Annotated in this window: 29 protein-coding genes, 1 riboswitch and 2 other annotated features; of the genes, 9 read left to right on the top strand and 20 right to left on the bottom strand. The window is 37.9% G+C overall.

What is annotated here, in order from left to right:
* The first annotated feature begins 70 nt into the window (after positions 1-70).
* On the top strand, positions 71-595 hold the full coding sequence (locus tag KHA93_RS22000) for a GNAT family N-acetyltransferase (RefSeq protein WP_213112676.1): 525 nt from the start codon (positions 71-73) through the stop codon (positions 593-595).
* A gap of 80 nt (positions 596-675) precedes the next feature.
* Positions 676-1314 (top strand): SDR family oxidoreductase, encoded by a 639-nt coding sequence (locus KHA93_RS21995; RefSeq protein WP_213112675.1) that lies wholly within the window; start codon positions 676-678, stop codon positions 1312-1314.
* Between the two features lie 44 nt (positions 1315-1358).
* Here the strand turns inward: KHA93_RS21995 and KHA93_RS21990 are convergent, their stop codons facing one another.
* From KHA93_RS21990 to trpD, 10 genes are all read right to left on the bottom strand, one after another.
* Positions 1359-1718, bottom strand: coding sequence for a DUF2512 family protein (locus tag KHA93_RS21990; RefSeq protein ID WP_213112674.1), 360 nt, complete (start codon positions 1716-1718; stop codon positions 1359-1361).
* A gap of 136 nt (positions 1719-1854) precedes the next feature.
* Positions 1855-1998 (bottom strand): anti-repressor SinI family protein, encoded by a 144-nt coding sequence (locus KHA93_RS21985; protein WP_349772331.1) that lies wholly within the window; start codon positions 1996-1998, stop codon positions 1855-1857.
* 529 nt (positions 1999-2527) lie between these two features.
* Complete coding sequence (locus KHA93_RS21980) at positions 2528-3373, bottom strand: metallophosphoesterase (RefSeq protein WP_213112673.1); 846 nt, start codon at positions 3371-3373, stop codon at positions 2528-2530.
* Positions 3374-3600: 227 nt separating this feature from the next.
* Positions 3601-3843: a hypothetical protein gene (locus KHA93_RS21975; RefSeq protein ID WP_213112672.1), complete on the bottom strand. Its 243-nt coding sequence runs from the start codon at positions 3841-3843 to the stop codon at positions 3601-3603.
* Positions 3844-4234: 391 nt separating this feature from the next.
* Complete coding sequence (locus KHA93_RS21970; protein WP_213112671.1) at positions 4235-4513, bottom strand: YbyB family protein; 279 nt, start codon at positions 4511-4513, stop codon at positions 4235-4237.
* Between the two features lie 61 nt (positions 4514-4574).
* Positions 4575-5366, bottom strand: coding sequence for a tryptophan synthase subunit alpha (trpA, locus tag KHA93_RS21965; RefSeq protein ID WP_213112670.1), 792 nt, complete (start codon positions 5364-5366; stop codon positions 4575-4577).
* Positions 5359-6564: a tryptophan synthase subunit beta gene (gene trpB / locus KHA93_RS21960; protein ID WP_213112669.1), complete on the bottom strand. Its 1206-nt coding sequence runs from the start codon at positions 6562-6564 to the stop codon at positions 5359-5361. The genes trpA and trpB overlap by 8 nt, the downstream gene beginning before the upstream one ends.
* Positions 6542-7174, bottom strand: coding sequence for a phosphoribosylanthranilate isomerase (locus tag KHA93_RS21955; RefSeq protein ID WP_349772368.1), 633 nt, complete (start codon positions 7172-7174; stop codon positions 6542-6544). Before KHA93_RS21955 ends, trpB begins: the two co-directional genes overlap by 23 nt.
* A gap of 6 nt (positions 7175-7180) precedes the next feature.
* The gene (gene trpC, locus KHA93_RS21950) at positions 7181-7969 is read right to left on the bottom strand and encodes an indole-3-glycerol phosphate synthase TrpC (protein ID WP_213112667.1); all 789 of its coding nucleotides are present in this window, start codon (positions 7967-7969) and stop codon (positions 7181-7183) included.
* 1 nt (position 7970) lies between these two features.
* The gene (gene trpD / locus KHA93_RS21945; RefSeq protein WP_213112666.1) at positions 7971-8996 is read right to left on the bottom strand and encodes an anthranilate phosphoribosyltransferase; all 1026 of its coding nucleotides are present in this window, start codon (positions 8994-8996) and stop codon (positions 7971-7973) included.
* Positions 8997-9061: 65 nt separating this feature from the next.
* Positions 9062-9340 (bottom strand) — a binding site (T-box leader).
* Between the two features lie 32 nt (positions 9341-9372).
* Positions 9373-9622, bottom strand: a binding site (T-box leader).
* Positions 9623-10099: 477 nt separating this feature from the next.
* On the opposite strand from trpD, the gene KHA93_RS21940 reads away from it, so the two are divergent.
* Together KHA93_RS21940 and KHA93_RS21935 are read left to right on the top strand one after the other, a co-directional pair.
* Positions 10100-10579, top strand: coding sequence for a hypothetical protein (locus KHA93_RS21940; RefSeq protein ID WP_233711288.1), 480 nt, complete (start codon positions 10100-10102; stop codon positions 10577-10579).
* A complete protein-coding gene (locus KHA93_RS21935; protein ID WP_213112665.1) occupies positions 10579-10926 on the top strand; it encodes a hypothetical protein in 348 nt (115 codons plus the stop codon). Before KHA93_RS21940 ends, KHA93_RS21935 begins: the two co-directional genes overlap by 1 nt.
* A gap of 30 nt (positions 10927-10956) precedes the next feature.
* Here KHA93_RS21935 and KHA93_RS21930 read toward each other — a convergent pair whose 3' ends face one another.
* From KHA93_RS21930 to KHA93_RS21895, 8 genes are all read right to left on the bottom strand, one after another.
* Positions 10957-11184 carry a hypothetical protein gene (locus KHA93_RS21930; protein WP_233711286.1) on the bottom strand — a complete coding sequence of 76 codons (228 nt, stop codon included), beginning with the start codon at positions 11182-11184 and terminating at the stop codon, positions 10957-10959.
* Between the two features lie 27 nt (positions 11185-11211).
* Positions 11212-12093, bottom strand: coding sequence for a YitT family protein (locus KHA93_RS21925; RefSeq protein WP_213112664.1), 882 nt, complete (start codon positions 12091-12093; stop codon positions 11212-11214).
* Between the two features lie 85 nt (positions 12094-12178).
* Positions 12179-12952 carry a TatD family hydrolase gene (locus tag KHA93_RS21920; RefSeq protein WP_213112663.1) on the bottom strand — a complete coding sequence of 258 codons (774 nt, stop codon included), beginning with the start codon at positions 12950-12952 and terminating at the stop codon, positions 12179-12181.
* A gap of 2 nt (positions 12953-12954) precedes the next feature.
* Positions 12955-13689, bottom strand: a complete 735-nt coding sequence (locus KHA93_RS21915) for an ABC transporter ATP-binding protein (RefSeq protein WP_213112662.1) — start codon at positions 13687-13689, stop codon at positions 12955-12957.
* A 4-nt stretch (positions 13690-13693) separates the two neighbouring features.
* Positions 13694-14434 carry an ABC transporter permease gene (locus KHA93_RS21910; protein WP_233711284.1) on the bottom strand — a complete coding sequence of 247 codons (741 nt, stop codon included), beginning with the start codon at positions 14432-14434 and terminating at the stop codon, positions 13694-13696.
* An 11-nt stretch (positions 14435-14445) separates the two neighbouring features.
* Complete coding sequence (locus KHA93_RS21905; RefSeq protein ID WP_213112660.1) at positions 14446-14736, bottom strand: MTH1187 family thiamine-binding protein; 291 nt, start codon at positions 14734-14736, stop codon at positions 14446-14448.
* A 15-nt stretch (positions 14737-14751) separates the two neighbouring features.
* Positions 14752-15729: an ABC transporter substrate-binding protein gene (locus KHA93_RS21900; protein WP_213112659.1), complete on the bottom strand. Its 978-nt coding sequence runs from the start codon at positions 15727-15729 to the stop codon at positions 14752-14754.
* Positions 15730-15822: 93 nt separating this feature from the next.
* Positions 15823-15932, bottom strand: a riboswitch (TPP riboswitch).
* Between the two features lie 34 nt (positions 15933-15966).
* The gene (locus KHA93_RS21895) at positions 15967-16869 is read right to left on the bottom strand and encodes a TIGR01777 family oxidoreductase (protein ID WP_213112658.1); all 903 of its coding nucleotides are present in this window, start codon (positions 16867-16869) and stop codon (positions 15967-15969) included.
* Positions 16870-17056: 187 nt separating this feature from the next.
* Here KHA93_RS21895 and KHA93_RS21890 point away from each other — a divergent pair, with 187 nt between their 5' ends.
* Genes KHA93_RS21890 through KHA93_RS21875 form a run of 4 tightly spaced genes read left to right on the top strand, consistent with a single transcriptional unit; the run spans position 17057 to position 21548 of the window.
* Positions 17057-17644, top strand: coding sequence for a TetR/AcrR family transcriptional regulator (locus KHA93_RS21890; protein ID WP_213112657.1), 588 nt, complete (start codon positions 17057-17059; stop codon positions 17642-17644).
* Complete coding sequence (locus KHA93_RS21885) at positions 17634-18911, top strand: cytosine permease (RefSeq protein ID WP_233711282.1); 1278 nt, start codon at positions 17634-17636, stop codon at positions 18909-18911. Before KHA93_RS21890 ends, KHA93_RS21885 begins: the two co-directional genes overlap by 11 nt.
* Before the next feature lies 1 nt (position 18912).
* Positions 18913-20007 (top strand): S-methyl thiohydantoin desulfurase family protein, encoded by a 1095-nt coding sequence (locus tag KHA93_RS21880; RefSeq protein WP_213112655.1) that lies wholly within the window; start codon positions 18913-18915, stop codon positions 20005-20007.
* Positions 20004-21548 (top strand): hydantoinase/oxoprolinase N-terminal domain-containing protein, encoded by a 1545-nt coding sequence (locus KHA93_RS21875; RefSeq protein WP_213112654.1) that lies wholly within the window; start codon positions 20004-20006, stop codon positions 21546-21548. Before KHA93_RS21880 ends, KHA93_RS21875 begins: the two co-directional genes overlap by 4 nt.
* A gap of 42 nt (positions 21549-21590) precedes the next feature.
* On the opposite strand, the gene KHA93_RS21870 is transcribed toward KHA93_RS21875, so the two are convergent.
* Positions 21591-21794: a zinc ribbon domain-containing protein gene (locus KHA93_RS21870; protein WP_213112653.1), complete on the bottom strand. Its 204-nt coding sequence runs from the start codon at positions 21792-21794 to the stop codon at positions 21591-21593.
* Between the two features lie 320 nt (positions 21795-22114).
* Here KHA93_RS21870 and KHA93_RS21865 point away from each other — a divergent pair, with 320 nt between their 5' ends.
* Positions 22115-22546 (top strand): hypothetical protein, encoded by a 432-nt coding sequence (locus KHA93_RS21865; protein WP_213112652.1) that lies wholly within the window; start codon positions 22115-22117, stop codon positions 22544-22546.
* 163 nt (positions 22547-22709) lie between these two features.
* Here the strand turns inward: KHA93_RS21865 and KHA93_RS21860 are convergent, their stop codons facing one another.
* Positions 22710-23678 (bottom strand): phosphotransferase enzyme family protein, encoded by a 969-nt coding sequence (locus KHA93_RS21860; RefSeq protein WP_213112651.1) that lies wholly within the window; start codon positions 23676-23678, stop codon positions 22710-22712.
* Positions 23679-23755 lie beyond the last annotated feature (77 nt).

The raw sequence follows: 23755 nt of genomic DNA, 5'->3' as shown, positions 1-23755 counted from the left end.
TTTTTATCTATTGACTTTTGTGAAAATACTCTCCTATCATAGTAGAAATATCTTTTTGGGGGTATGTGCTTTGAATAATATTAGACTGGTTGAGCCATCATTAAAATTTAAAAAATCCTATTTAGAAATGATTGCAGAATGGCAGGCAGCAAATGAAAACTTAGTTCCCTTTGTTTTAAAAATGGAGACAGATGTTTTTGAAAACATGATTCATGAACTGAAGGGTTTTTCACAAGGAATTGGAATACCCGATACTTTCGTTCCTCATACTACATACTGGTTAGTGGATGATCATGAACATCTTATCGGTGCCATAAATATTCGACACTTTTTAAATGAAAGATTGCTACATATTGGCGGACATATTGGTTACGGAATCCGGCCGACCGAAAGAAAAAAAGGTTACGCTAAAATGATGCTCAGCTTAGCACTTGAAAAAGTAAAAAACATGAATATTAAAGAGGTTCTCATAACTTGCGACAAAGAAAACATAGGTTCAGCAAAAACGATTACTAGTAATGGAGGTCAATTAGAATCTGAGGTTGAAACAGAAGATGGTCACATTGCTCAAAGATATTGGATACGCCTCAAATGAATTAAACTTGTTTATAATGTTCCACTTTGAGGAAATTATACAATATTAGGTTTGATAAGTGAAAAGGAGTGATCATTGGAATGAAGATATTAGTTGTCGGTGCAAATGGTCATACCGGACGGTTGCTCATAGAATATTTGGCAAATAATAGTGATCATCATCCTTACGCTATGGTGCGAAGTAATACTCAGGAAGAAGAGCTCATGAAATTAGGAGCGGTTGAAGTGATTGTTGCTGATTTGGAGGAAGATGTTAGCAAAGTGACAATTGGCATGGATGCTGTAATATTTGCAGCAGGCTCTGGATCAAAAACAGGTCCAGATAAAACGATTACTGTTGACCAAGAAGGTGCAAAAAAGCTAGTCGATGCAGCGAAAGCAAGCGGAGTTCAACATTTTGTTATGTTAAGCTCCATTGGTGCGGATGACCCGCAAGGACCCATCGAACATTATTTAATGGCGAAACGCAAAGCTGACGATTATTTGAAAAATAGTGGATTAACGTATTCCATTGTTCGCCCTGGGCACTTAACACATGATAAACCTACAGGGAAAGTAGGGCTCGCAGAAAAAATCGAGCTTATGGATGAACGCTCCATCCCTCGTGGCGATGTTGCCCATGTCCTTGCCACTTCCCTTGAAATAGATAATACCAAAAATAAAATAATGGAGATTTTATCTGGGGATAAAGAAATAGAACTTGCGTTAGAAATACTTTAAAAAAATCCCTCACAAATGTGGGGGATTTTATCGCTCATATCTATTTATACAGTCGGCTCTTTTCGTGCCCTTCCTGATCGTATAAGCCATAAATGAACAAAAAATTCCACTACTGTTAGAAACGCAGCTGTTAATAAAGCGCCAAATACTGTCACCTCTGCCCCTACAAAGAAATATGAGACGAAATAGATTGCGATAGCAGAGATAACAAAATCAACAGTGTTACTAATCCAAAAGGTCCCCTTATTTAATATTGCGATTTCCATTAAATATCCTATAACGGCAAGTGTAAAACCAAGAATAATCGGCTGATAAACATTTGGAAAATATACACTCGTTAAAAAGTTAGCAGCAATGATGACAATAATAGGACAGACAATTAATTTCAGAATAAAATTAAGCATAATAAAAGGGCCTCCTTGTAGTTTATTGCTTAATGAAAGGATGCCAAATAACATAAGAAAATATACAATTTGGAATATTATTGTAAAAAAAAAGCATTTCTAAAGAACATACCTTTCTTTTAGAAGCACTTTAATCTTAACGGTCTGTACGGAAATCCTTTGTACCCTTTTCCTTGAAAAAGTCCCTTATTTCATCTTTGTCAAATCCCATTTTCTTTGCTTCGAGTATTAACGTCAACCATTCTTTATCTAATTCCATTATGTATTTCCCTAATCCCACATTCCAACCCCCTTATATAAAACTCCCACCCTTTGTACCGTTACTTTCCACACTGTTTTTCCTTAATCTTTTTTTCTAAATAGGAAAAGTTCCTTAATTTTATAATATATTCTTCCTAGTGCTTAAAGTGTTACTTTTTGCCTATCCTAAAAAATAATGAACGCGGCTTTTCTATAAAACTCGTCACGCTTCATTAAAATAATGTTCGAAAAGGTATACACGTTTTTTCCCTAAGGTATTTTTTACAGGTTTTTTGTAAACTCTTCACATTTTGGGTCGAAACATACAACTGTTCTTTTTAAAGAACAACTGATTTAAATATAAGGTAATATGTCTCATAATAAAAACTTCAAAAACTTCAATATTTTCTTCAAAAAGAACACATACCTGTTTTTATCTTCATTTATCTCGAGATTACTCATTTTTTTATATTTCACAAAAACAAATGTTCTTTATTAAGAATTTCAAATGAACAAAAAAGTTGTCTAGTGTAAATCACAAAAGACAACTTTTATCTCATATTTGTTTCCTACCTAGAACTCTTTAATGTCAATAGTACGATTTCTGGCCTATTAAAAATCCTATACGGAATAAGACTATTCCCTAATCCGCGACTTACAACCATCTTGGTCTTTCCTTGCTCATGCATCCCGGAAGTGTATTTAGGAAACCATCCTTGGCCCGGTGCGATTAGACCTCCGACTCCCGGTATTCGAACCTGACCGCCGTGAGCGTGACCCGTAAAAACTACATCTATTTCTTTTTCCACGTAAACATCAAATACTTCTGGTCTATGTGATAAAAGTAGTTTAAAAGAATCGCTCCGCCTACTTATCGCCTCATCCAACGATTCAGCAATAACCTCTTCTGGAGGGTAAATCGCATTTATTAATGGATCCTGAACACCAGCAATAATGAGAGATTCTCCCGCCTTCTCAATTACAGAAGATTCGTCCATAAGAACATGTACTCCTAAATCCTTCAATGCCTGAGTAATCTCGTTAATTTTATTCACAGCAACTTCGTGATTACCAGTTACGTAGAATACTTGAGTAAATGGAATGATTTGCTCTACAAAGTCCAAACTGTTCTGTAAATCATAGCGATTGCTATCAATGAAATCCCCAGTTAAAAAAACAAAATCAGGATTCATTGTTTGCACTTTTTTAACGAGCCGGGATTGATTTTCTCCAAAAGTCGCATCATGTAAGTCCGAGATCTGAACAATCCTGACACCATCAAATGCCTTTGGAATACGTTCAGATTGTACTTCATACTCAGAAATTTGTAGCCAATTATTATTTATATATAAAAAAGCCCAAACAAAAGCGATAAATAATATTAGTTTTAGTAGTATTCGTAGTAATCGTTTCATTGAAGTGTTCCTTTCGGAAAAAAACTCTATAGTTACACCATAACATTATATTTCTATGTAAATATATTTATGACTTAGAGCCTTCTCATATTAAAATCGGGGGTAAGACTTGAATTAATCCTTATCCACTTGAGCATTAGCGCTCTATTAAGTGCAATATTTTAATGTTTATGAGAGGTACTTTGAAGGGGACTCCAGGTATTGTTTGAGAAATTTATATAAAATTATTAGTCTATCCTTGTTTGAAGTTTTTCTTTTTCATCAATATACCTATCAAACTCGTCATTAAACTTATCAGATTTTGGTGCAACTTTTGAAAGTCGATTACTTAAGTCATTAAATAAGTATAACCCTCTAAATAAACAACCTAAGACTATTCCAAAAGCAATAACCCCACCCACTAATGGTCCCATCATAAGCATAAGAAAGCCTAAGATTGTAGCTAAAACGATTGATAAACAAATACACAAAAACGTCCTCTTTTAGTATTTATCTACTAGTTAAATAGTCATTAGTTTATATTACTATAACACAGTGTTCCTGTTTTCCAATAACAACAAAGTTTACGAAAATTGGACAAGAAACCTTCTCACAGACATAACAACCGATGTTTGAAGTCCTCTAAACAGAGAACCCCTGAATTCTGCTATTTTCAGCCGAAATCAGGGGTTTTCATGTTAGGATTTAATCCAAAATAGGTAAAAAACAAAGGAACTTCTCAATATTATGTTCGTTCTTAGCTATTCACCCTACTTCCAATTAGCAATTTATTATTTTTTTGCCAAAGTTCATGAACATATTTTTCTTTATTGCTTATAAAAAAATCAAGCCTTCCTCTTACAAAAGAGAAAGGCCATTCTTTTATTCCTGCTGTTCTTCCTTATTATAATATTCTACTGAATACATGGCACCTTCGCCAACCATTCGTGTATCGCCCAAATCGTGAGGATCTGGGTTACCTGCTTTATCCAAAAGGTCTTGGCAAGAACTAGGGTTTTGTTCACATAAAAAGTCTACTATTTTTTCTTTAACCGAATGATAATGCTCCATCACTTTCTCCCTATTCTCTTGTTTCGACAAATAGGAAGCCCCAGCAATTCCTAGTCCTAACCATAATAGTGGATTGATATTTTTAGACATTAGAAGTTGCCTCCCTTTTTGACTTTGCCTAATATTTACCCACTATTTTGGATGGAAAACATTAAGATTGAACAGTACTTTTTTTAGAAGCTGCGATCAAATTCTTAATTTCTTCTCTTTCACCTTTAAACAGGAGATCGACAATTTTACTACCAACGATTACGCCATCACAGTAATTGCCTAATTCCCTTACCGTCTCCGGCGATGACACACCGAATCCCGCTAGTACTGGAACAGAAGAATACTCTTTTAATAGTTGTAAATATGAAGCTAAACCATCCTCATATTCGTTTCTGACTCCTGTTGTCCCTTTAACCGTTACGGCATAAAGAAAACCTTCCGTTTGTTTAGCGATTTGTTCGATTCTACTTTGCGGGCTTGTTGGAGCAACAAGATGAATTAAAGCAAGTTCATACTTTGTAAAAATAGGAGCAACCATTTCATCTTCTTCAAAAGGTAGATCGGGAATAATTAGGCCATCTACTCCAACTTCTATACAACGTTGAGCAAATCTTTCAATTCCATATGAATAAATTAAATTGAAATACGTCATCAAAACAATTGGAATCGTTCTTTCTTCTTTCCATTCGTTTAGACTTTCGAGCACTCCATCCAAAGTCGTTCCGCTTGCAAGTGACCTTAAACCCGCTTCTTGAATGACAGGGCCATCTGCAACTGGATCGGAAAAAGGAATCCCGAGCTCCACTACGGTCGCACCGCTTTTTTCTAAAAATAAAATTTGTTCCTGTAATTGTTCGAGCCCGCCGTCACCTGCCATAATATATGGAACAAATGCTTTGTCACCTTTATCCAACACTGCTTTAAAAGCTGAATCGATTTTTGCCTTACCCATTGATTGCACCTCCTATTGCATCTCTAACCGTATCTACATCCTTGTCTCCTCGCCCTGATAAACAGACAACAAGTGTTTCAGACTCTTTCATTTCTTTTGCAAGCTTCAAGGCATATGCAACTGCATGGGAGCTTTCTAATGCCGGAATGATTCCTTCTGTCTTAGCGAGCAGTTGAAAAGCCTCTAATGCTTCTTGATCCGTTGCGGAAGTATAGTTGACGCGTCCTATATCTTTTAAATAGGAGTGTTCGGGTCCTACACCTGGATAATCAAGCCCTGCTGAAATGGAATGAGCACTTTGAATTTGGCCATGCTTGTCTTGTAAAAGATACGTAAGTGTTCCGTGCAATACCCCTGCTTTTCCATCTGTCAATACAGCTGCGTGTTTCCCTGTTTCTATTCCAGAACCTGCAGCTTCTACTCCATAAATTTTAACTTCCTCATCTTCAATGAATGGATAAAACATGCCCATAGCGTTGCTGCCTCCACCAATACAAGCGACAACTGCATCCGGAAGCTTGCCTTCTTGCTCAAGCATCTGCTTTTTCGTCTCACTTCCGATAACACTTTGGAAATCTCTTACGATTCTTGGAAAAGGATGGGGTCCAACAACTGACCCTAAAATATAGTGGGTATCTTCTACATTTGCCACCCAATAGCGGAGAGCCTCATTAACTGCATCCTTTAACGTTCCACTTCCCTGAGAAACACTTCTTACTTCAGCACCTAAAAGCTCCATTCTAAACACATTCAATTGTTGGCGGCGAATATCTTCTTCACCCATGAAAACGATGCATTCTAAACCGAGTAGAGCACATACAGTCGCTGTTGCCACACCGTGTTGACCTGCTCCGGTCTCTGCCACAACTTTCTTTTTGCCCATGCGTAGTGTCAAAAGTGCCTGACCAATCGTATTATTGATTTTGTGGGCTCCTGTATGGTTTAAGTCTTCACGTTTCAAATAAATTTTTGGTCCTCCCGCTAGTTTTGTTAAATTTTCTGCATAGTATAGCGGAGTTTCTCTACCAATATATTGTTTTAAATAATGATCCATTTCTTTCTGGAATTCTGGATCAGCAATTGCTTTTTCATATTCTTGTTCTAATTCTAATACGGCTGTCATTAATGTTTCCGGAACAAATCTCCCTCCGAATTGACCGTATCTTCCTTTTAAATCAGGTGATGTGTAAACTGCCAATGTCTTCACGCTCCTCTATTTTTGCTGCTGCTAAAAATTCTTGAATTTTTCTTACGTCTTTTACTCCATTTGTCTCAACGCCACTGGATACATCGACTATGGCTGGTTTTACTGTTGTCATAGCTTTTTTGACATTTTCATGATCAAGCCCGCCTGCTAAAATGATTTTTTCTCGCGGAATGTCTAAATGTTCGAGAAGGCTCCAATCAAAGGGAATTCCGCTTCCTCCACGATATTTCACTCCCGGACTATCAAGTAAATAAAAGTCACACTCGTATTCTGCTAGTTGATTAAGATCATCTTGCTCTTTTATTGAAAAAGCCTTAATAACGGGATATGGCAGACTCTTGCAAAATTCCGGTGGCTCATCTCCGTGTAGCTGAATATAATCAAGCTTTGCCGTTTCAGCAATATGAATAATATTTTCATATGATTCGTTAACGAAAACACCAACGGATTTCACATGTTGCGGCACTTGTTGAATAATGTACGCTGCCTGTTCCGTGGTGACTTTCCTTTTACTCTCCGCAAAAACAAATCCTAGTAAATCTGCTCCCGCTTCACTTGCAGCAAGGGCAGCTTCTTCTGACATAATGCCGCAAATTTTCACCTTCAATTACTTCACCGCCTTCGTTAGGGGAATACGAATTTCATTCATCGTGTCAGTGATATTCGGTGATCTCATCAACGTTTCTCCGACTAAAATTGCTTTTGCCCCAGCTTCCGCCACTTGTTCTACATCTTCCTTCGTGCGAATACCACTTTCGCTAACGAGTAGGCAATTTGAATCTTTTAATATAGACGCCACTCGCTCTGTTACTCCCAAATCAACTTCAAACGTTTTTAAATTTCGATTATTGATTCCGATAATGCGGGCGCCAATTCGGAGTGCCATTTCCGCTTCTTCTTCATCATGCACTTCGAATAAAACATCCAATTCTTTAGATCTAGCATACTGGTATAGCTCGCGAAGTCTCTCTTCAGGAAGGGCAGCTGCAATAAGAAGAATGACACTAGCCCCATGATCTTTCGCAACATCAATTTGGACTTCATCAATCATAAAATCCTTACAAAGTAAAGGAAGATCGACCTCTTCTGCAACTGCAGAAAGATCGGCCATAGACCCTTTGAAGAATTGTCGATCTGTCAAAACGGATATGGCTCCAGCACCAGCTTTTGCATATGCTTTTGCCTGGGCAACGGGATCTACTTCATCATTGATGACACCTTTAGAAGGAGAAGCCCGCTTCACTTCTGCAATCACGCCGATATTCTCTAAATTCTTGAAGCTCTCATATAATGAAGGACGTTTTTTCACGTTTTCTGATTGTTGAACACTATAGATTACTTTCAGTTCTTGGACTTCTACTTTTTTCTGTTCAATAATTTTATCTAATATCGTCAATTTATAGCACTCCTTGCTTTGTATGTTGGCTTCTCTCAATGAGGTATTCTAATTTTGCTAAAGCAGCTCCGGAATCAATACTTTCTTTCGCCTTTTCAATTCCTTCTTGAATGGAATCCACTTTTCCATTCGCATAAATGCCAATCCCAGCATTTAAGAGTACCGTGTCGCGGAAAGGCCCATCATCTCCCCGAAGAACGCTCATCATAATATGTGCATTTCGCTCCGCATCTCCACCCATAATTTCTTCGTTGGAATACGTTGGAAGACCTACATGTTCAGGTTTTAATGTTATAGAGTTTAACTCTCCATTCTCAAGGATAACGAGATGATTTTCTCCAGACAGTGAACCTTCATCAAGATAGCCCGCTCCATTGATGACAACCGCTCTTTTTCTTCCAAGCTGTTTTAAAACTTCTCCCATTAGATTCAATTTATCGCGGCGATAAATTCCTAATAACTGCGTATCCAACTCAACTGGATTCGTTAAGGGTCCAATCAAATTGAAAATCGTTGGAACTCTAAGATCACGCCTTACTTTCATGACAGCCTTCATAGCCGGATGTACATGTGGTGCAAATAAAAAGGCAATTCCATTTTCGGTAAGAAGTTCTTCCGTTTCCTCAGGTCTGTTGTCAAGTGAGACTCCTAAATATTCCAGTACGTCTGCACTTCCCGTTTGACTAGAAACACTTCGATTTCCATGCTTCGCCACCTTTATCCCAGCCCCTGCTAAGACAAAAGCTGAAGTCGTACTAATGTTGAAACTACTAGAACCATCCCCGCCAGTACCACAATTATCCATTACACTGTCTTTCATAGATAAAATGGCAGGTGACATTTCACGTAAAGCATGTACCAAACCCGCTATTTCATCAGCGGTCTCACCTTTGAATGCAAGTAGTCCAAGTAATGCGCCCGCTTCACTCTCAGAAATTTCTCCAGAAAATAGCTTTCTTGCAGCTTCTATCATTTCAGTCATCGTTAAATGTTCGCCGCTCATCAACTTTTGTAAATACAGTTTCATATTTATACTCCTCTCAAATTTGAATATAAAAAAGCCCTCTGCAAACACATGTTGGTTTTGTGTTTACAGAGGGCGATTAGTCCGCGGTGCCACCTCTATTGAAGATTGATTTCATCTTCATCTCATCAAGTACGGGACATGTGAGAAGTGAGGCAGATTGCCCACTTTCTTTTAAAAACAGTCCGATACTTTATCCTGTTAACGGAGGAAACCGGATTTCCCTACTTTGAATTCAGGAAATCTCTCTTAAGCCCATTCCACAAGGTCGTTTGTACCGGATTCCCACCATCACCGGCTCTCTTTTACAACGTTCCAAGTGTACTCCTCTTAATCAACGATTTACATTATTAGAAAAAAATACAAAAAGGGCCCTCATCCAAAGGACGAGGAACCCGTGGTACCACCTTTATTAGCTAAAAATCAGCTCACTTTATCAGCAACAAGCGTTATGCTTATTACCTGTCTTACTAACGCGAAGACCCATGCGCCAAAGCCTACTTGCTTTTTAAAAAGGTTCGGTTTGGAGGCTCAGAAGTCCATTCACTATTTCCGCACACTGGTTTGCACCTACCACCAGCTCTCTTTAGTGCTAAAAAACAGTTACTATTCTTCGTCAATGCCTGAAATATTCATTAAGTTTGAATTATTTATCATCTTAGCTGTTAGAAAAAAGAATGTCAAGATATTATTTTAATTTTCATTTGTGATTTTTAGGATTCGGCATTTTATGTGGATTTTTGGGCTAGCTTGAACTTTGAATTATTTGAGTTTGCTTTTTTATAGTGAGGGTGCGATAGTCCCCCCATCGTGACCTTTAGCGCCTCTCTTTCACGTTTGAAGGTACATTGGGCACTTCATCGTGACATTGAAAACTATTTCTATATTTAATATAACCTGACAAACTTCTTTTTCATGATTATTGTCTGAACGTAGCCTTTAATCGGACAAGGTACAGATCTTTTTCATGATTACTGTCCGATTGGAGTGTTCAATGTACAAGAATTAATAACCTTTATATTTTATCTTTTCATTCCTCAAATTCATATATTCAAAAGTAAGAATGGATATTTATGTTAATGTAGTATTTAAAAGGGGGCAATAAAATGAAAAGGGTGAGTATGTTGAAAAAGAATTGGATTTTTTGGTTTACAACCCTTCTGTTTTCATTTTTGGGATTTTACCTTATGGAACATATTTTTACATTTAAGCCTGAATCTATTTCGGGAAATGGAAATCCGGGAATATTAATTATTATCTTATTTTCGCCTCTTTTTCTTGCAAGTTATATTTTAACCTTTAAGTTGACTAGGGAGCTTTTGAAAGAAGCTAACATAAAGAAAAGGGGATTCATTTTACTTTTTTCGCTACTTTGTTGCGGATTATTATTATTCGCTATTATTCATTATAAAAATGAACTTGTAATCGCCCTAGGTGGGCCCCCTACTGAGCCTGAATCAAGAATTTACCGCTTTGGCTGGTTTAATCAATATACGAATAGTTTATTTTTTAATATATATACCTTTCTCTTAAGCTATATTTTGAATATTATCATAGGAACATTGATCAAGAAAGGGAAAGAGTAATGAATTATGCTGCTAGCTTTATTTTATCTATTCTATTAACATCGCTCTCTTATTTTTTTGGGAGCCACTTACTTAAAAATGGAATAGCTTTCTGGCAAGCTCTTCTCATCGGAGCTTCAGTCGTTTCATTAGGCGCTATTACGGAAGCTTTTCGAGCACCTATTTGGTTAATCGTCCTCGTACCGTTTCCAGTTGGAATGTTCATGCTATATTATTTTTTAGGAAAACCACTACATATTTGGTTTCTGACATATTTAACGATACTTGCGATCTACACAGTTATTCATGTTGCCATGAGTTATTTCTTCAAATTTCATTCATTAATTCCAGCTTGGAAATTATCGTAGATGACAAAAGGACCCGTTATGGGTCCTTTCCTATGGATTCTTTCCTCTTTTATCCTTCTCGTTTTTTTCTCGTTCTTCAACGAGCTCGTCCGATATATCATCAATCGGCATGAGCAATTGATCTCGCTGCGCTTGTTTTTCCGGATCATCTTTAAATGCTTTGTCTTTATCATTTCGTTCTTTCAACGTCTTGGCGCGGTCTATTTTGTTTTGGGTTGGCTCGTGACTCATCATCATCACTCCACTTTTACTTTTCATTTACCTAAATAAAAGGGGATGAAACATTTAATGCTGATCTGATTCGATTTCGCTGCCAAACACTTTTTCTTTTGTAAAACCTCTTCCAAGTATTTCGGAAGCGTTAAGAAAAACAACAAAGGAAGTTGGTTCCTGTTCTTGAAGAACCTTCTTCAAATACACTGCCTCCGACTGCTCAACTACACAAAAAATCATCGTTCTTTCTCTGTTCGTGTATCCACCAAGGGATTTCACTTTCGTAAGTCCACGGTCTATTTCTTCGCGTATAATGTGTTGGATCTTTGCTTCATTCTCCGTAATAATCAACACTAGTTTTGTAGGTGAGGTTTGCAGCTGAACAAAATCGATGACTTTGCTCGTCACGTAAATGGAAATCATCGCAAACAAAGCTAGTTCCAGATTGAAGATAAATGCCGATGCGGTTACAACGATCCCATCCACGAGCAACTGGGAAAAACCACTTGATAAACCCGTGTATTTCTTTAACAATTGTGCAATCATCGCAGTTCCCCCTGTAGAACCACCTCCGCGATATACGATCCCGAGGCCGACTCCAAGGACAATCCCACCATAAATTGCACCTAACATTGGTTCCTTAATATGCAGGTCCATCCCTTGTGTAAGCCAAATAGTGAGCGGAACAAAAATGGTACCTACCAATGTCTTGCTACTGAAATCTTTCCCTAAAACAAGGAGACCAATGAAAAACAATGGTAAATTGATACTAATTTGTACAAGTGCAGGGTTCCACCGAAACACTTCAAATAGGAGGGTACTAACACCAGAAACACCACCAGCAGCAAGCTTAGATGGCAGTAAAAACATATTATATGAAAGACCAACGAGTGTTGCCCCAAACATAATCTGAACATATTCCCATACTCTCATATATCGAGATTGTCTTTTCATCTTTTTTTACACCTCTCTCTTTAATAGCCATACTTATTTTAGCAAAAAAGAGAGGTTTTACTCTTTTTCTAAAAAGCAAGATATTTTACAATCGAAAAAAACTTTTCGTATTTTCATATAATCTTTTATACACAAATGATGGGTCTTCATTTTTAAGCTTTGCAATCATATTCACTGATTCATGAATCATAGCTGGGTGAGTCATTTTACCTGAAAATTTCCCTTCGAACCGCCACGGCCCATCTGTTTCTACCATCATTTGATCTAATGGATATTTTAGAACAAGCTGTTTGATTTCCTCTTCATACAAAACATCCGGGGTAATTGAAATAAAGTAGCCATTTTTCATCATGCGTTCGATTGTAGATGAACCTCCTTTGAACCAATGAAAATGTGTATCTTTTATATTATGTTTTTCTAAAAGGTCACATACAATCGGAGCATCGTCATACACGGCATGGAGCACAACAGGCTTGTCCCATTTCTTCGCAAATTTCAAGAATTCATCTAGTAAATGTATATATGGTTCGATTGAAATCTGTGGATTTTCACTACGTAAATAATATGGTAAACCAACTTCTCCAACAGCCACCATTTCATCTCGATTTTCAGACATCCAGTCTAAAAGTTCAGCCACCTCATGATAAGAAGGTATTTCCTGTTCAGGGTGAAAGCCAAATGCTGGCTTCACTTTAGGGAATTGCTTCGCCAATTGGAGGTTTTTATTACAAGACTCCAAGTCAAAAGAAACAGATATCAGATTGGAACAATGAATTTGGTCTAATTCCTTCATAATTAAATCGATTTCTTCTTGAGAGTAATGGTCTAAATGAATATGCGCATCCACAATCCTCTCCATACTCATGCCCTCCCAACTGTCTGATAAAGTTCTTTTTTAATCGCTAAAAATTCATTCTTTAAAAGTAATTCACTCTCTCTTGGACGTTCGAAGGGAACTTTTACCTCATGAATGACCTTAGCTGGATTGCTTGATAAGACGATGATACGATCCGAAAGAAACAAAGCTTCATCCATATTATGTGTTACAAATAAAATAGTCCGTTTAAAATCTGCCCAAATGGACAGTAGCCATTGATGCATTTCAAGTCGAGTAAAATCGTCTAAAGCAGAGAATGGTTCATCTAAACAAATAAGCGATTGGGGGCTTAACAATGCTCTAATAAACGCCACCCTTTGTTTCATTCCTCCAGATAATTCACTTGGCAATGAATGTTCATAACCGCTTAATCCAGCTTTTGAAATCATCGTTATCGCTTTTTCAACGTCTTTTTTTTCATGTAATTCCTGTCCCAGCAATACATTTTCTAATACCGTTCTCCAAGGAAATAATGCTGGTTGCTGTGGCATATAGCTAATGGACCCACGTTTTCCAGTTATATTTCCCCCGTCAAGCATAATCGAACCTTCATCGGGAGTGATCAACCCGCCAATTAGGTGAAATAACGTGCTTTTTCCACTACCAGAAGGACCTAATATCGTGACAAACTCGCCTTCTTGTACTTCTATGCTAATGTCATCCAGTACTTTGCGTCCGTTAAAGCTCTTGGATACGTGATTAATCTCGAGGATTCCCATAATGTCACGCCTCCCTTCTCCACTTGACAAGCCTTTTTTCACATAAGGATATGGCTCCAAAAAATAACAAACTCAACATCATAATAATAAAAATAGCAACAAACACACGATCTGTACGAAAAGATGACGAAGCTAAAGTCATATACACACCAATTCCTTTTTTAGCCCCAAGCCATTCTGAAATAACCGCCCCCATCACACTGTATGTAGCGGATATTTTTAAGCCAGAAAATAAAGAAGGAAGTGAATTCGGCCATTCCAATTTTGTAAACATTTGTGTTTTGGAAGCACCTGCCATCAGCAAATAATGTTTCATTTCAGGTGGCGTGTTTCGAAAACCACCGAGTGCTGCTATTGTAACAGGGAAAAAACATACGAGCGTAATGACGATGATTTTTGGTAAAATGCCGAAGCCAAACCAAATGACAAGCAAAGGCGCCAATACAATAATCGGCACATTTTGCGAAAGAATTAAAAGTGGATAAACAGCTTCCTGAACTTTAGGAAGTAAGTGCAACAGTATAGCAACGAGTAGCCCAACTGAACACCCAATAATAAATCCTCCTATCGAAAGTCCGATAGTAGATAATAAATGCTCAGAAAAACGATTGAATCCAGTGATCAATTCTCTCAATATTGCCGTAGGTGCAGGCATTAGCCAACCTGGGATATCAGCTATTTTAACAACCATTTCCCAAATAAAAAGTAAAAAAAGGAGGACCACTGCTGGCCTCCATCCTTTCATAAAAACTCTCATCAGCTGTATTTCTCCGTCAACTGATTCATCGTAATGCCGGATGGCTGATATAAAATTTTCACTTGAGAAATGACATTGCTGCTGCCCATTTCAATCATTCGCTCATTCATTTTCACTATAATTTTCATTAACTCCGTCAATTCGCCTTCCATCGTTGTTTCAAGAGGATGAACTTCGTATTTCACACCTGACTCATCAATCACTTTGATTGCTTCATCTACATATGGAATAACACTTTCTCCATTTTTTGTTTTCGGGATGATTTGTATGCTGATTAGTGAGTTTGCCATTTGTACTTCCTCCTATTATTTAGGTAAAAATGCATTCGTAAATGCTTTTTCTACATCAATTTCTTTTTCAAGAAGTCCCTTTTCAAGCATCCAATCCATATAATTTTTCCAGACTTCTTGTTTCTGTTCTCCCCAACGAGGTGCATCATCCTGATACTTTGCAGCTAGCCATTCTTGACTTTTCTTCACAAGCTCAGGGTCAAGATCTGGAACAGCCTTTATTAATATATCAGCTGCGTCGTCGGGATTATTGATTGCAAAATCATAACCTTTTGAAACAGCAGCCATAAAAGCTTTAACAGTATCAGGATCATTTTTTATCATTTTTTCATTCGTAGAAATAACCGGTGTATAATAATCCAGTTTATCCGAGTAATCCGTCAAATAAATCATGTTGATTTTTTCTCCGCGCAGTTCAGCCTCAACACCAGTCCAAGCATAATAAATCCATGCAAAATCAATATCTCTTTTAACTGCAGTGAAAAAGTCATTATCCCCCATATTCACTATTTCTAACTTGTTACTATCAGCATTGTCTACACTCATGAGCGATGCCAATACTTCTTGTTCAACGGGTGCACCCCATCCACCATATGTCTTCCCTTCAAAATCTTTCGGGGAATTTATTTTCTTCTCAACTGGTGAAGCAAATCCAGATGTATTATGCTGGATGATCGCTCCGATTGATACAATTGGAACATCCTGAACGCGGGCTTCCGTAATACTTTCCTGATAGCTTATGCCAAATTCTGATTTTCCAGATGCAACCAAATTATTGGCACCAGCCTCTCCAGGCATGATAATGTCGACATCCAGGCCTTCATCTTTAAAATATCCTTTTTCCTTTGCCACGTATAAACCTGTATGGTTCGTGTTCGGCGTCCAATCCAACACAACGGTTACCTTTTTCAAACCGGCACTGTCTTCCTTTTTCGCGCCCCCACAACCCGAGAGCAACATTAAAACAAGCAAACTAGTCAACCATTTTTTCATTCTACTTTTTCCCTCCGTTACTGGAAAGTGAACCTCAAAAACGAAAAAGATGCCCAAGTTAGAACCTGGACATCTGAAAGAACATTCATTATGTATGAATGAATTCATGTTCCCTTCGCTGGTATGAGCCAGAGCAGGTTCAAAGGGTCAGCATCTAAAGGATGCACTCTCAACCGGCCACACCGGTACCCCCACATTCCATATGATTTTTCGTTACTAGTATAGCAGAGTTAGGGACTATCGTAAAATATTTTCCAAAGCAAGTTCCAATTTAGGATATTGATATGTATATCCAAACTGAAGTGCTTTTTCCGGAACTACACACTGTCCACGTAAAAGCATCTCACTCATTTCTCCAAGTATCACTTTCATCGCAATACTTGGTACCGGAAACCAATGCGGACGATGGAGAACACGACCAATCATCTTACTAAATTCATTATTTTTTACAAGATTCGGTGCCGTAACATTTAGAGGACCAGAAATAGATTCGTTTTCAATGGCAAAAAGAAATAATCCTGCTACGTCATCTTGATGAACCCAAGGAACCCATTGATTTCCTGAACCAACCCGACCACCAAATCCCATTTTATATGGAAGTGCCATGAGTGGAAGAGCTCCTCCTTTTCCAAGGACAACGCCCAAGCGTGCATAAACAGTACGAATACCAAACTTTTCTGCCTGTGCAGTTTCTTCTTCCCACTTTCTAACAACCGAAGCTAAAAAATCATTTGCATGAGTCTTAGATTCCTCTGTAAATGTATCTTCATCAGACATGCCGTAATAACCAACCGCTGACCCATTAACGAGCACCTTTGGCATTTGGTCCAGCGCACCGATGATTCTTACGATTTCTCTTGTTGCGCGGATTCGGCTTTCAACAATCCGTTTCTTTTTAGCCTTTGTCCATCTGAAGCCATTAAGCGACTCACCCGCTATGTTTACAATTGCATCGACATTCTTTAGATGTTTTTCCGGCTTGCTATTTGGATTCAACCATTCTACCGCTCGCAAAAGATTTGACTCAGTGATCTTTTCTCTATTTCTCGTTAGGATTGTTATTTCATGCCCGTCCTTCAAAAGTCGTTCTTGCAGTGCATTTCCGACAAAACCACTTCCTCCTGCAATGACTATGTGCATCTTTCGGAACCTCCCGCATCTCTTTTTCTACCAAAATCATACAGTATGTATGCGCATTCAACCAGATGATATAAGGAACGAAATATATATATGATTATAAATATACTTTTCCGTGAATAAAAATGTACTTGATTTGCGAAAAAACATGCTTTATTATTTACCTAATGATTATTAGGTGGTGAATTTTTTGACTAAAGACAAAATTTTGGAAGCGGCGATTCATCAGTATTCGCTACATAACTATCACGGTGCGACGATGCAAAAAATCGCGAAAGAGGTTGGAATCAAACCTGCCTCCATTTATTTTTTTTATAAAAATAAAGAAGCTTTATTCGTCGCTGCTTTTCAAAAATTATTGGATGACCATTTCAAACGTATGCAATCGATACTGGAGGAAGTCCACGAGAAACCAATCTTGGATATTTTTGCGACATTGATGAGAGGAACAGTCGAGTACCATAAAAACAATATGAACGAAACGAATGCCTATATTTCACTTGTCACTTCTCCACCTGCAGAAATTAAGAAGTTCCTTCATGATCATATGAATAAATTCGATACATGGATGATTGATTCTTTACATCACCTAATCAAACGCGACCATCCAGAAATATCGGATGAAGAAACGGTTAGCCTAACAAGAAAATTCATCCTATTATTGGACGGAGTTTTTTGGGAAATCAATTTATATGATGATGCAGAATTATCGATGCAAATCGAACAAGCTACACATATATTAGAGATATTATTAGGGGGCTATGAAAATGCAAAATGATTACGCTAGAGAAGCAGTACCAGAGAGTGAAAGAAAAAAATGGTTATCCATAAGTCTCGTTTGGATTGCAGTTGGTATTGATTTATCTGCAATGCTCTTTGGAGCAGAGCTTGGAAACGGAATGAATTTTAATGATGCCTTACTTTCAGTTATTATTGGCTCTGCCATATTGGGAGTACTTGCAGCATTTTGTGCGTATGTAGGAGCCGTTACTGGTCTTTCAACATCGATGATATCGAGATTTACATTTGGGGTTTCTGGGGCAAAATTTGTTTCATTATTTATCGCTATCTCGTTATTAGGCTGGTTTGGAGTTCAAGCCGGATTCTTTGCCGAGAATGCATTCGCAGCTATAAAAGGAGCATTTGGTTTAGAGCTTCCTATTCCTCTTCTTGCTGGAATTGGCGGCATCTTAATGATGACAACTGCTATCATTGGATATCGTGCTATTGAGAAACTAAGTTCTTGGTCAGTACCTTTATTGTTAATTCTTGTGATTTTAGCTGTTATTTTAGCTATTAATAAATTTGGTCTAAGTGAACTTAAAGCACCTGTGGAGAATGTTTTTTCATTTGGTATGGCGATTTCTCTCGTTATTAGTATTTTCGTAACAGGAGCCGTCATTTCACCAGACGTATCAAGATGGGCAAAAACGAAAAAAGATGCTGTTTTAGCTTCTTTCTTTGGCTTTTTCTTCGGAAATAGCTTCATGATTGTTGTAGCGATGATTTTATCAAGAATTATGGACGAAAGCAGTTTAACGACGATTATGATTACGGTTGGGTTAGGGATTCCTGGAATTTTAGTGCTTATTCTTGCACAGTGGACAACGAATACAAGTAATGCTTATTCATCAGGCCTAAGCCTTTCTGTTATTTTTACTCGTACGAACAAAGCCGTCCTTACCTTAATTGCAGGAATAATTGGAACGCTTCTAGCTGTTCTTGGTATTTATGATTATTTTATTAATTTCTTGAGCATCATGACATTGTTCATCGCTCCAATTGGTGGAGTTTATACTGCTTATTACTATATTGGTGGGCCGAAGCTTTTTGACACGCTAAATGATAAAGCATTTAAATTCTTGCCACTAGCCGCTTGGGCTCTTGGAACATTAATTAGCTGGTTTACAACTGAGCGCCCAATTGGACTGGAGCTTTTCACATTTACGACGATCCCATCCTTGGACAGTTTTGTGATCGCATTTATTTTCCAGGCGATTTTCTTACTTATTTTTAAAAAGAGTGGTCAAAAAGGAGCGATTTAACATGAAATGGTTAAATGAAGAAGATATTGAGAATATTGCCATAGGCGCAGCGGTTCTTGGAACTGGCGGTGGCGGAGATCCTTATATCGGAAAAATGATGGCTCTTTCTGCCATTAAAAAATACGGTCCTGTTCAAGTTATTACTGTAGACGAATTAATGGATGAGCAATGGGTGCTTCCGGCATCAGGCATGGGTTCACCAAGTGTCTTAGTTGAAAAAATTCCTTCATTTGAACAATTGGCAGCTCCTTTGAAAGCTTTTGAAAAAGTTTCCGGCAAAAAAACAGATGTTGTCATGCCGATTGAAATTGGAGGAGTTAATTCCCTTATTCCTGTTGCAGTTGCAGCGATGAACAGAATTCCAATATTAGACGGAGATGCGATGGGACGAGCTTTTCCTGAAGCACAAATGGTTACCTTTCATTTAGATGGATTGAAGCCTGAATTCGTGACAATTGCTGATGAACAAGGAAATACCGTAACGATTGAGCCGGCAGATGGATACTGGAGTGAAAAATTAGCTAGGAATGTGACAATTTCAATGGGGGGATCCTCCATCGTTTGTGATTACGGGATTACTGGTAAACAAGCGAAAAAAAGTGTCATCCCAGGAACCTTATCCTTAGCTAGACAAATCGGTGCCCTACTAAAAGAGCAAAGAACAGCAGCTGTTCACCCTATCGTTCAGATGTTGGATATTCTTGGCGGATACAAGCTTTTCAAAGGAAAAGCTATGCATATAGAGCGAGGCATCCAAGGTGGTTTTACACGCGGTGAAGCCCATTTTGAAGGTATTGATGAAAATGCAAATCAGTCATGTACACTTTTCTTCCAAAACGAGCATCTTCTTGCAAAAGTGGACGGAAAACCAATTGCGATGGCACCGGATTTAATTGCCGTATTGGATGAAGAAACGGGTATGCCGATTACGACGGAAGGATTAAAATATGGCGCAAGAGCGGTCATCGTCGCTTTCCCCGCACATGAAAAATGGCGGACCCCGATTGGGATCGAAACAGCAGGACCGCGTTATTTCAAATACCCATACGATTATATTCCTCTAGAAACGTTAGTAAAGGAGCATTCATCCAAATGATTAGACTCGGAATAGATGTAGGTGGAACGAATACAGATGGCGTCATTTTAAATAGTGAAAATAAAGTACTCGGAAGTTCCAAAACTGCTACAACAAAAGATATTTTTACTGGGATCCAAAAAACGATCAAAACACTTTTAGAATCAACAAACATTAATGCTAGTGAAATAAAGGTTGCAACGCTCGGAACAACCCATTGTACAAATGCAATCGTGGAAAGAAAAGCTTTAAACAAAGTTGGGATTGTTCGAATTTGTTTACCTTCTGGTTCAACTGTGCCTCCACTATTAGGCTGGCCAGACGATTTAGTTGAAAAACTAGAAGCCGAGACAGCGCTTGTCCATGGAGGATATGAATTTAACGGTGCACCGATTTCTCAGCTTAACTTTGATGAATTGAAGCAGGTTGCGGATCAATTTCGCGGAAAGGTTGATTCCATTGCGATTTCCGGTGTATTTTCTCCCGTTTTAGGAGATCAAGAGAAAGAAGTTGCCGCCTTTTTAGAAAAAGAATTGCCTGGAATCCCCATTTCATTATCAAGTGAAATTGGTACGATTGGCTTGATTGAAAGAGAAAATGCGACAATTTTAAATGCTGCTTTAATGTCAACCATCAGCCATGTAACACAAGGATTTGAACGTGCATTAAACGATGAGGGAATCAATGCAAGCATTTATCTCGGACAAAACGACGGTACATTAATGACGAATAGCTTCGCACAGAAGTATCCTATTTTCACAATCGCTTGCGGTCCTACCAATTCGATAAGAGGTGCCGCACACTTATCCCAAGAGCCCAACGCGATTGTTGTGGATATTGGTGGTACAACGACGGATATAGGTGTCTTATCTAATAGTTTCCCTCGTCAAACTTCATTAGCTGTGGAAGTAGGTGGAGTTAGAACGAACTACAGGATGCCGGATATATACTCTATCGGTTTTGGTGGCGGAACTCGAGTGTATCTTGAAGGAGATTCGTGGAAAATTGGACCTGAAAGTGTCGGTTATCAATTGACTGAAAAAGCGCTTGTTTTTGGAGGAAATGAATTAACTACAACGGATGTAGCGATTGGCGCAGGCTATATGGAGATTGAAAACACGGATGTTTCACAAGTTGCTGACATTCCATGCGATAAAATTTATCCTGATTTCGTGAGCATGGTTGAAAATGCGATTGACCGTATGAAAACTAGTGCAGAAGATCTTCCTGTTGTTTTAGTTGGAGGTGGGGCAGCTCTCATGCCTGAAACATTAAAAGGTGCTAGTCGAGTCATCCGCCCTGAACATGCAAGTGTAGCAAATGCAATTGGTGCTGCACTTGGTGATATTAGTGGAACGGTAGAAAGGATTTACACTCTTGAAAACCGCAGCCATCAAGAAATTTTAGAAGAAGCAAAGGCCGAAGCTATTCAAACTGCGATTGAAGCAGGAGCAAACCCGGACAAAATTGACATCATCCAATTAGAGGACTTTCCGCTCGCTTACCTACCAGGAAACGCAATCCTAGTAAGAGTTAAAGCAGCTGGTCCACTTTTAGTATAGAATTATGGGGCGTATGTGCTACGCCCCGTATTTTTTTATAAATTAGCCGAAAAATAAATCCAGAATATTTGATCCGGTAGATGATTGCTTATTATAGAACTCGGAATAACCACATTTTTTACAATATACAACCGTAAACTGATTATGCTGAATATCAAACATTTTAGATAATCCTGTTCCAGTCATTGCAACATCCTTTGTTCCTGCATCTTTGCTTCCACATTTAATACAACCTTTTTCAGACATAGCTGTTCTCCTCTCCAACAAACCATTTTATTTTTACTTTAATACGGAGACAACTTGAAAAAGTTTCAGTGGATAATTTTGTTGCCCTTCTTTCCCTGCTAGTTAACATAAGTTTGGCATCATTTGTAAATAAAACCTCTCTTAAAAACGACTCATGTATCTAACTGCTTCCTTATCAAAAATGTTAACAAATAATGAGATATCAATAACTAACATAAGCTTTATCAGTAAATATGATGGGCACTTTAAAAAGGGTTTAAAGAGTAATTGTCGAAAATAAAATTAGACGAGTGATAAAATAATCGGGGAGGGGGGCTTGTATGAAGATAAATATTATCAACTTGTCATTACTTACCATCCTCCTAACGACTCTTATTAGCTGCTCAAATGAAGCGCCTAAAGTGCTTGATTTAAACCAGCTAACTAGAGTTGATGTTCAAATATTCACAGGTGAAAATAGTGACAATGAAATTATAATTGCAGAGGAAGAAAAGATTAAAACCTTAAGAGAAGTATTTGCGAAAATTGATTGGGACAAGAACGAAAAGGCTGAAATGGCTCGAAAAAAAGATGTAAAAGCCACTTTATTCTTCACGTTTGATAAAAATATGCCTGAAAGATTATTTGAATATTTTATATGGTTTAACCTGAGCGATGGATCAGCAACGATTTTTGATAGAGAAAAAAATGCTTTAGGAACATTAGAAAATAAAGATGCCCAAACACTAAAGGAAATGCTGTTGAATAACTAAAGAGCAGGTACCATCTGCTCTTCTGTGTGTTAATAATTTACAACGGGATTTAATAATTCAACTAGGAAAAGAATTTATCCACTCTCGTCAGTTTAATAGAAATTCTATTTTAAGTAAGTTACTACAATTTAACCCAAATTAATCTATTTTGAAATGAAGACTATCAAAATGGATAATTTGTCAAAGGTTCATCCGCTTCAATTTCTTCTTTAAGACGTAACCATCTCATCTTCCGTTCGCCATCTACTGTATTCCAGTCATAACGTTGGTGCAAAAAGTTATAATCGAGTAACCGACGATAACTTAATAATTTCGGCATTGCTTTTAGCCACCAATTTTCGAAAGTACGTATCTCTTGATAGCCTTTTAGAAACCAGTTGAGGAACCAGGCTACATTATCATCGAGAGTATCACCCTTTTTATCTTGTCGGCTATATCTTAAGATGACCGAGTAAAGGATTATGGCGATGTCATAAGCGAACCAATGATAGCAGCAATCATCAAAATCAAATGCCGTAATATCACCGTCTTTAGTTACGAAAATGTTGTGTGCATGAAGGTCACAGTGAACAAGACCATAGTTTTTCCTATCTTTTGGAAGAGTTTCTAACCAGTTTAACAACTCATTAGCTTTTTGCCGAGCAATTGTCTCTTCATATGGTAGGTGTCGCATCAAATCCATCCAAGATTCCTCTTTCCAATCACGACGTTTAACATCTTGTAAAGGAACATAGGATTGGGTATGGAAGTGCATCTGTCCAACTATGCGTCCCCAATTAAGAAACATTATCTCGTTCCAGTCTTCTTCAGTAGGGATTCGACCAGGAGCTTTGCTAAGCACAGAGGCGTGAAAACCATCTGTTACCTTTTCAACCAATTTTCCTGCTTTTGATGGGAAAATCTTAGGAACAGAAACACCGTTTTCAAATAGATATTTCATAAAGTGCAGCTCAGCTAATGCTTCTTTTTCATTACGCCAATTGTGATTTGACAAACGTAATATCCGTGAAGGGAACCCATTTTCTGCTGGGTATTGATACACATTATTTACATTGCCACCAACATGTGTAAGCAGACTCAAATTAAGTCCAAATGCATTTGCTGCTTTTTTTAACACGATTTCCTCCGACATACCATTCCCTCTTTCAAACTATCGTCCTATAATTTCCACTCATGTAGTCTTCAGCTTATCGTGAATCTTCAAGAAAA

The organism is Lederbergia citrisecunda, assembly GCF_018343695.1.
Taxonomy (GTDB): Bacteria; Bacillota; Bacilli; order Bacillales; family Bacillaceae_C; genus Lederbergia; species Lederbergia citrisecunda.
This window is presented reverse-complemented; position numbering and strand designations above follow the sequence as displayed.

Excerpts from the sequence above, each read along its gene's own strand:
- KHA93_RS21930 (WP_233711286.1), bottom strand. The coding sequence starts at position 11,184 with ATGAAAAGTAAAAGTGGAGTGATGATGATGAGTCACGAGCCAACCCAA.
- KHA93_RS21880 (WP_213112655.1), top strand. The coding sequence starts at position 18,913 with ATGAAATGGTTAAATGAAGAAGATATTGAGAATATTGCCATAGGCGCA.
- KHA93_RS21915 (WP_213112662.1), bottom strand. The coding sequence starts at position 13,689 with ATGGGAATCCTCGAGATTAATCACGTATCCAAGAGCTTTAACGGACGC.
- KHA93_RS21905 (WP_213112660.1), bottom strand. The coding sequence starts at position 14,736 with ATGGCAAACTCACTAATCAGCATACAAATCATCCCGAAAACAAAAAAT.
- KHA93_RS21860 (WP_213112651.1), bottom strand. The coding sequence starts at position 23,678 with ATGTCGGAGGAAATCGTGTTAAAAAAAGCAGCAAATGCATTTGGACTT.
- KHA93_RS21920 (WP_213112663.1), bottom strand. The coding sequence starts at position 12,952 with ATGGAGAGGATTGTGGATGCGCATATTCATTTAGACCATTACTCTCAA.
- KHA93_RS21935 (WP_213112665.1), top strand. The coding sequence starts at position 10,579 with ATGAATTATGCTGCTAGCTTTATTTTATCTATTCTATTAACATCGCTC.
- KHA93_RS21900 (WP_213112659.1), bottom strand. The coding sequence starts at position 15,729 with ATGAAAAAATGGTTGACTAGTTTGCTTGTTTTAATGTTGCTCTCGGGT.
- KHA93_RS21895 (WP_213112658.1), bottom strand. The coding sequence starts at position 16,869 with ATGCACATAGTCATTGCAGGAGGAAGTGGTTTTGTCGGAAATGCACTG.
- KHA93_RS21980 (WP_213112673.1), bottom strand. The coding sequence starts at position 3,373 with ATGAAACGATTACTACGAATACTACTAAAACTAATATTATTTATCGCT.
- KHA93_RS21990 (WP_213112674.1), bottom strand. The coding sequence starts at position 1,718 with ATGCTTAATTTTATTCTGAAATTAATTGTCTGTCCTATTATTGTCATC.
- KHA93_RS21875 (WP_213112654.1), top strand. The coding sequence starts at position 20,004 with ATGATTAGACTCGGAATAGATGTAGGTGGAACGAATACAGATGGCGTC.
- KHA93_RS21940 (WP_233711288.1), top strand. The coding sequence starts at position 10,100 with ATGAAAAGGGTGAGTATGTTGAAAAAGAATTGGATTTTTTGGTTTACA.
- KHA93_RS21885 (WP_233711282.1), top strand. The coding sequence starts at position 17,634 with ATGCAAAATGATTACGCTAGAGAAGCAGTACCAGAGAGTGAAAGAAAA.
- KHA93_RS21925 (WP_213112664.1), bottom strand. The coding sequence starts at position 12,093 with ATGAAAAGACAATCTCGATATATGAGAGTATGGGAATATGTTCAGATT.
- trpD (WP_213112666.1), bottom strand. The coding sequence starts at position 8,996 with ATGAAACTGTATTTACAAAAGTTGATGAGCGGCGAACATTTAACGATG.
- KHA93_RS21865 (WP_213112652.1), top strand. The coding sequence starts at position 22,115 with ATGAAGATAAATATTATCAACTTGTCATTACTTACCATCCTCCTAACG.
- KHA93_RS21995 (WP_213112675.1), top strand. The coding sequence starts at position 676 with ATGAAGATATTAGTTGTCGGTGCAAATGGTCATACCGGACGGTTGCTC.
- KHA93_RS21970 (WP_213112671.1), bottom strand. The coding sequence starts at position 4,513 with ATGTCTAAAAATATCAATCCACTATTATGGTTAGGACTAGGAATTGCT.
- KHA93_RS21910 (WP_233711284.1), bottom strand. The coding sequence starts at position 14,434 with ATGAAAGGATGGAGGCCAGCAGTGGTCCTCCTTTTTTTACTTTTTATT.
- KHA93_RS21870 (WP_213112653.1), bottom strand. The coding sequence starts at position 21,794 with ATGTCTGAAAAAGGTTGTATTAAATGTGGAAGCAAAGATGCAGGAACA.
- trpA (WP_213112670.1), bottom strand. The coding sequence starts at position 5,366 with ATGGGTAAGGCAAAAATCGATTCAGCTTTTAAAGCAGTGTTGGATAAA.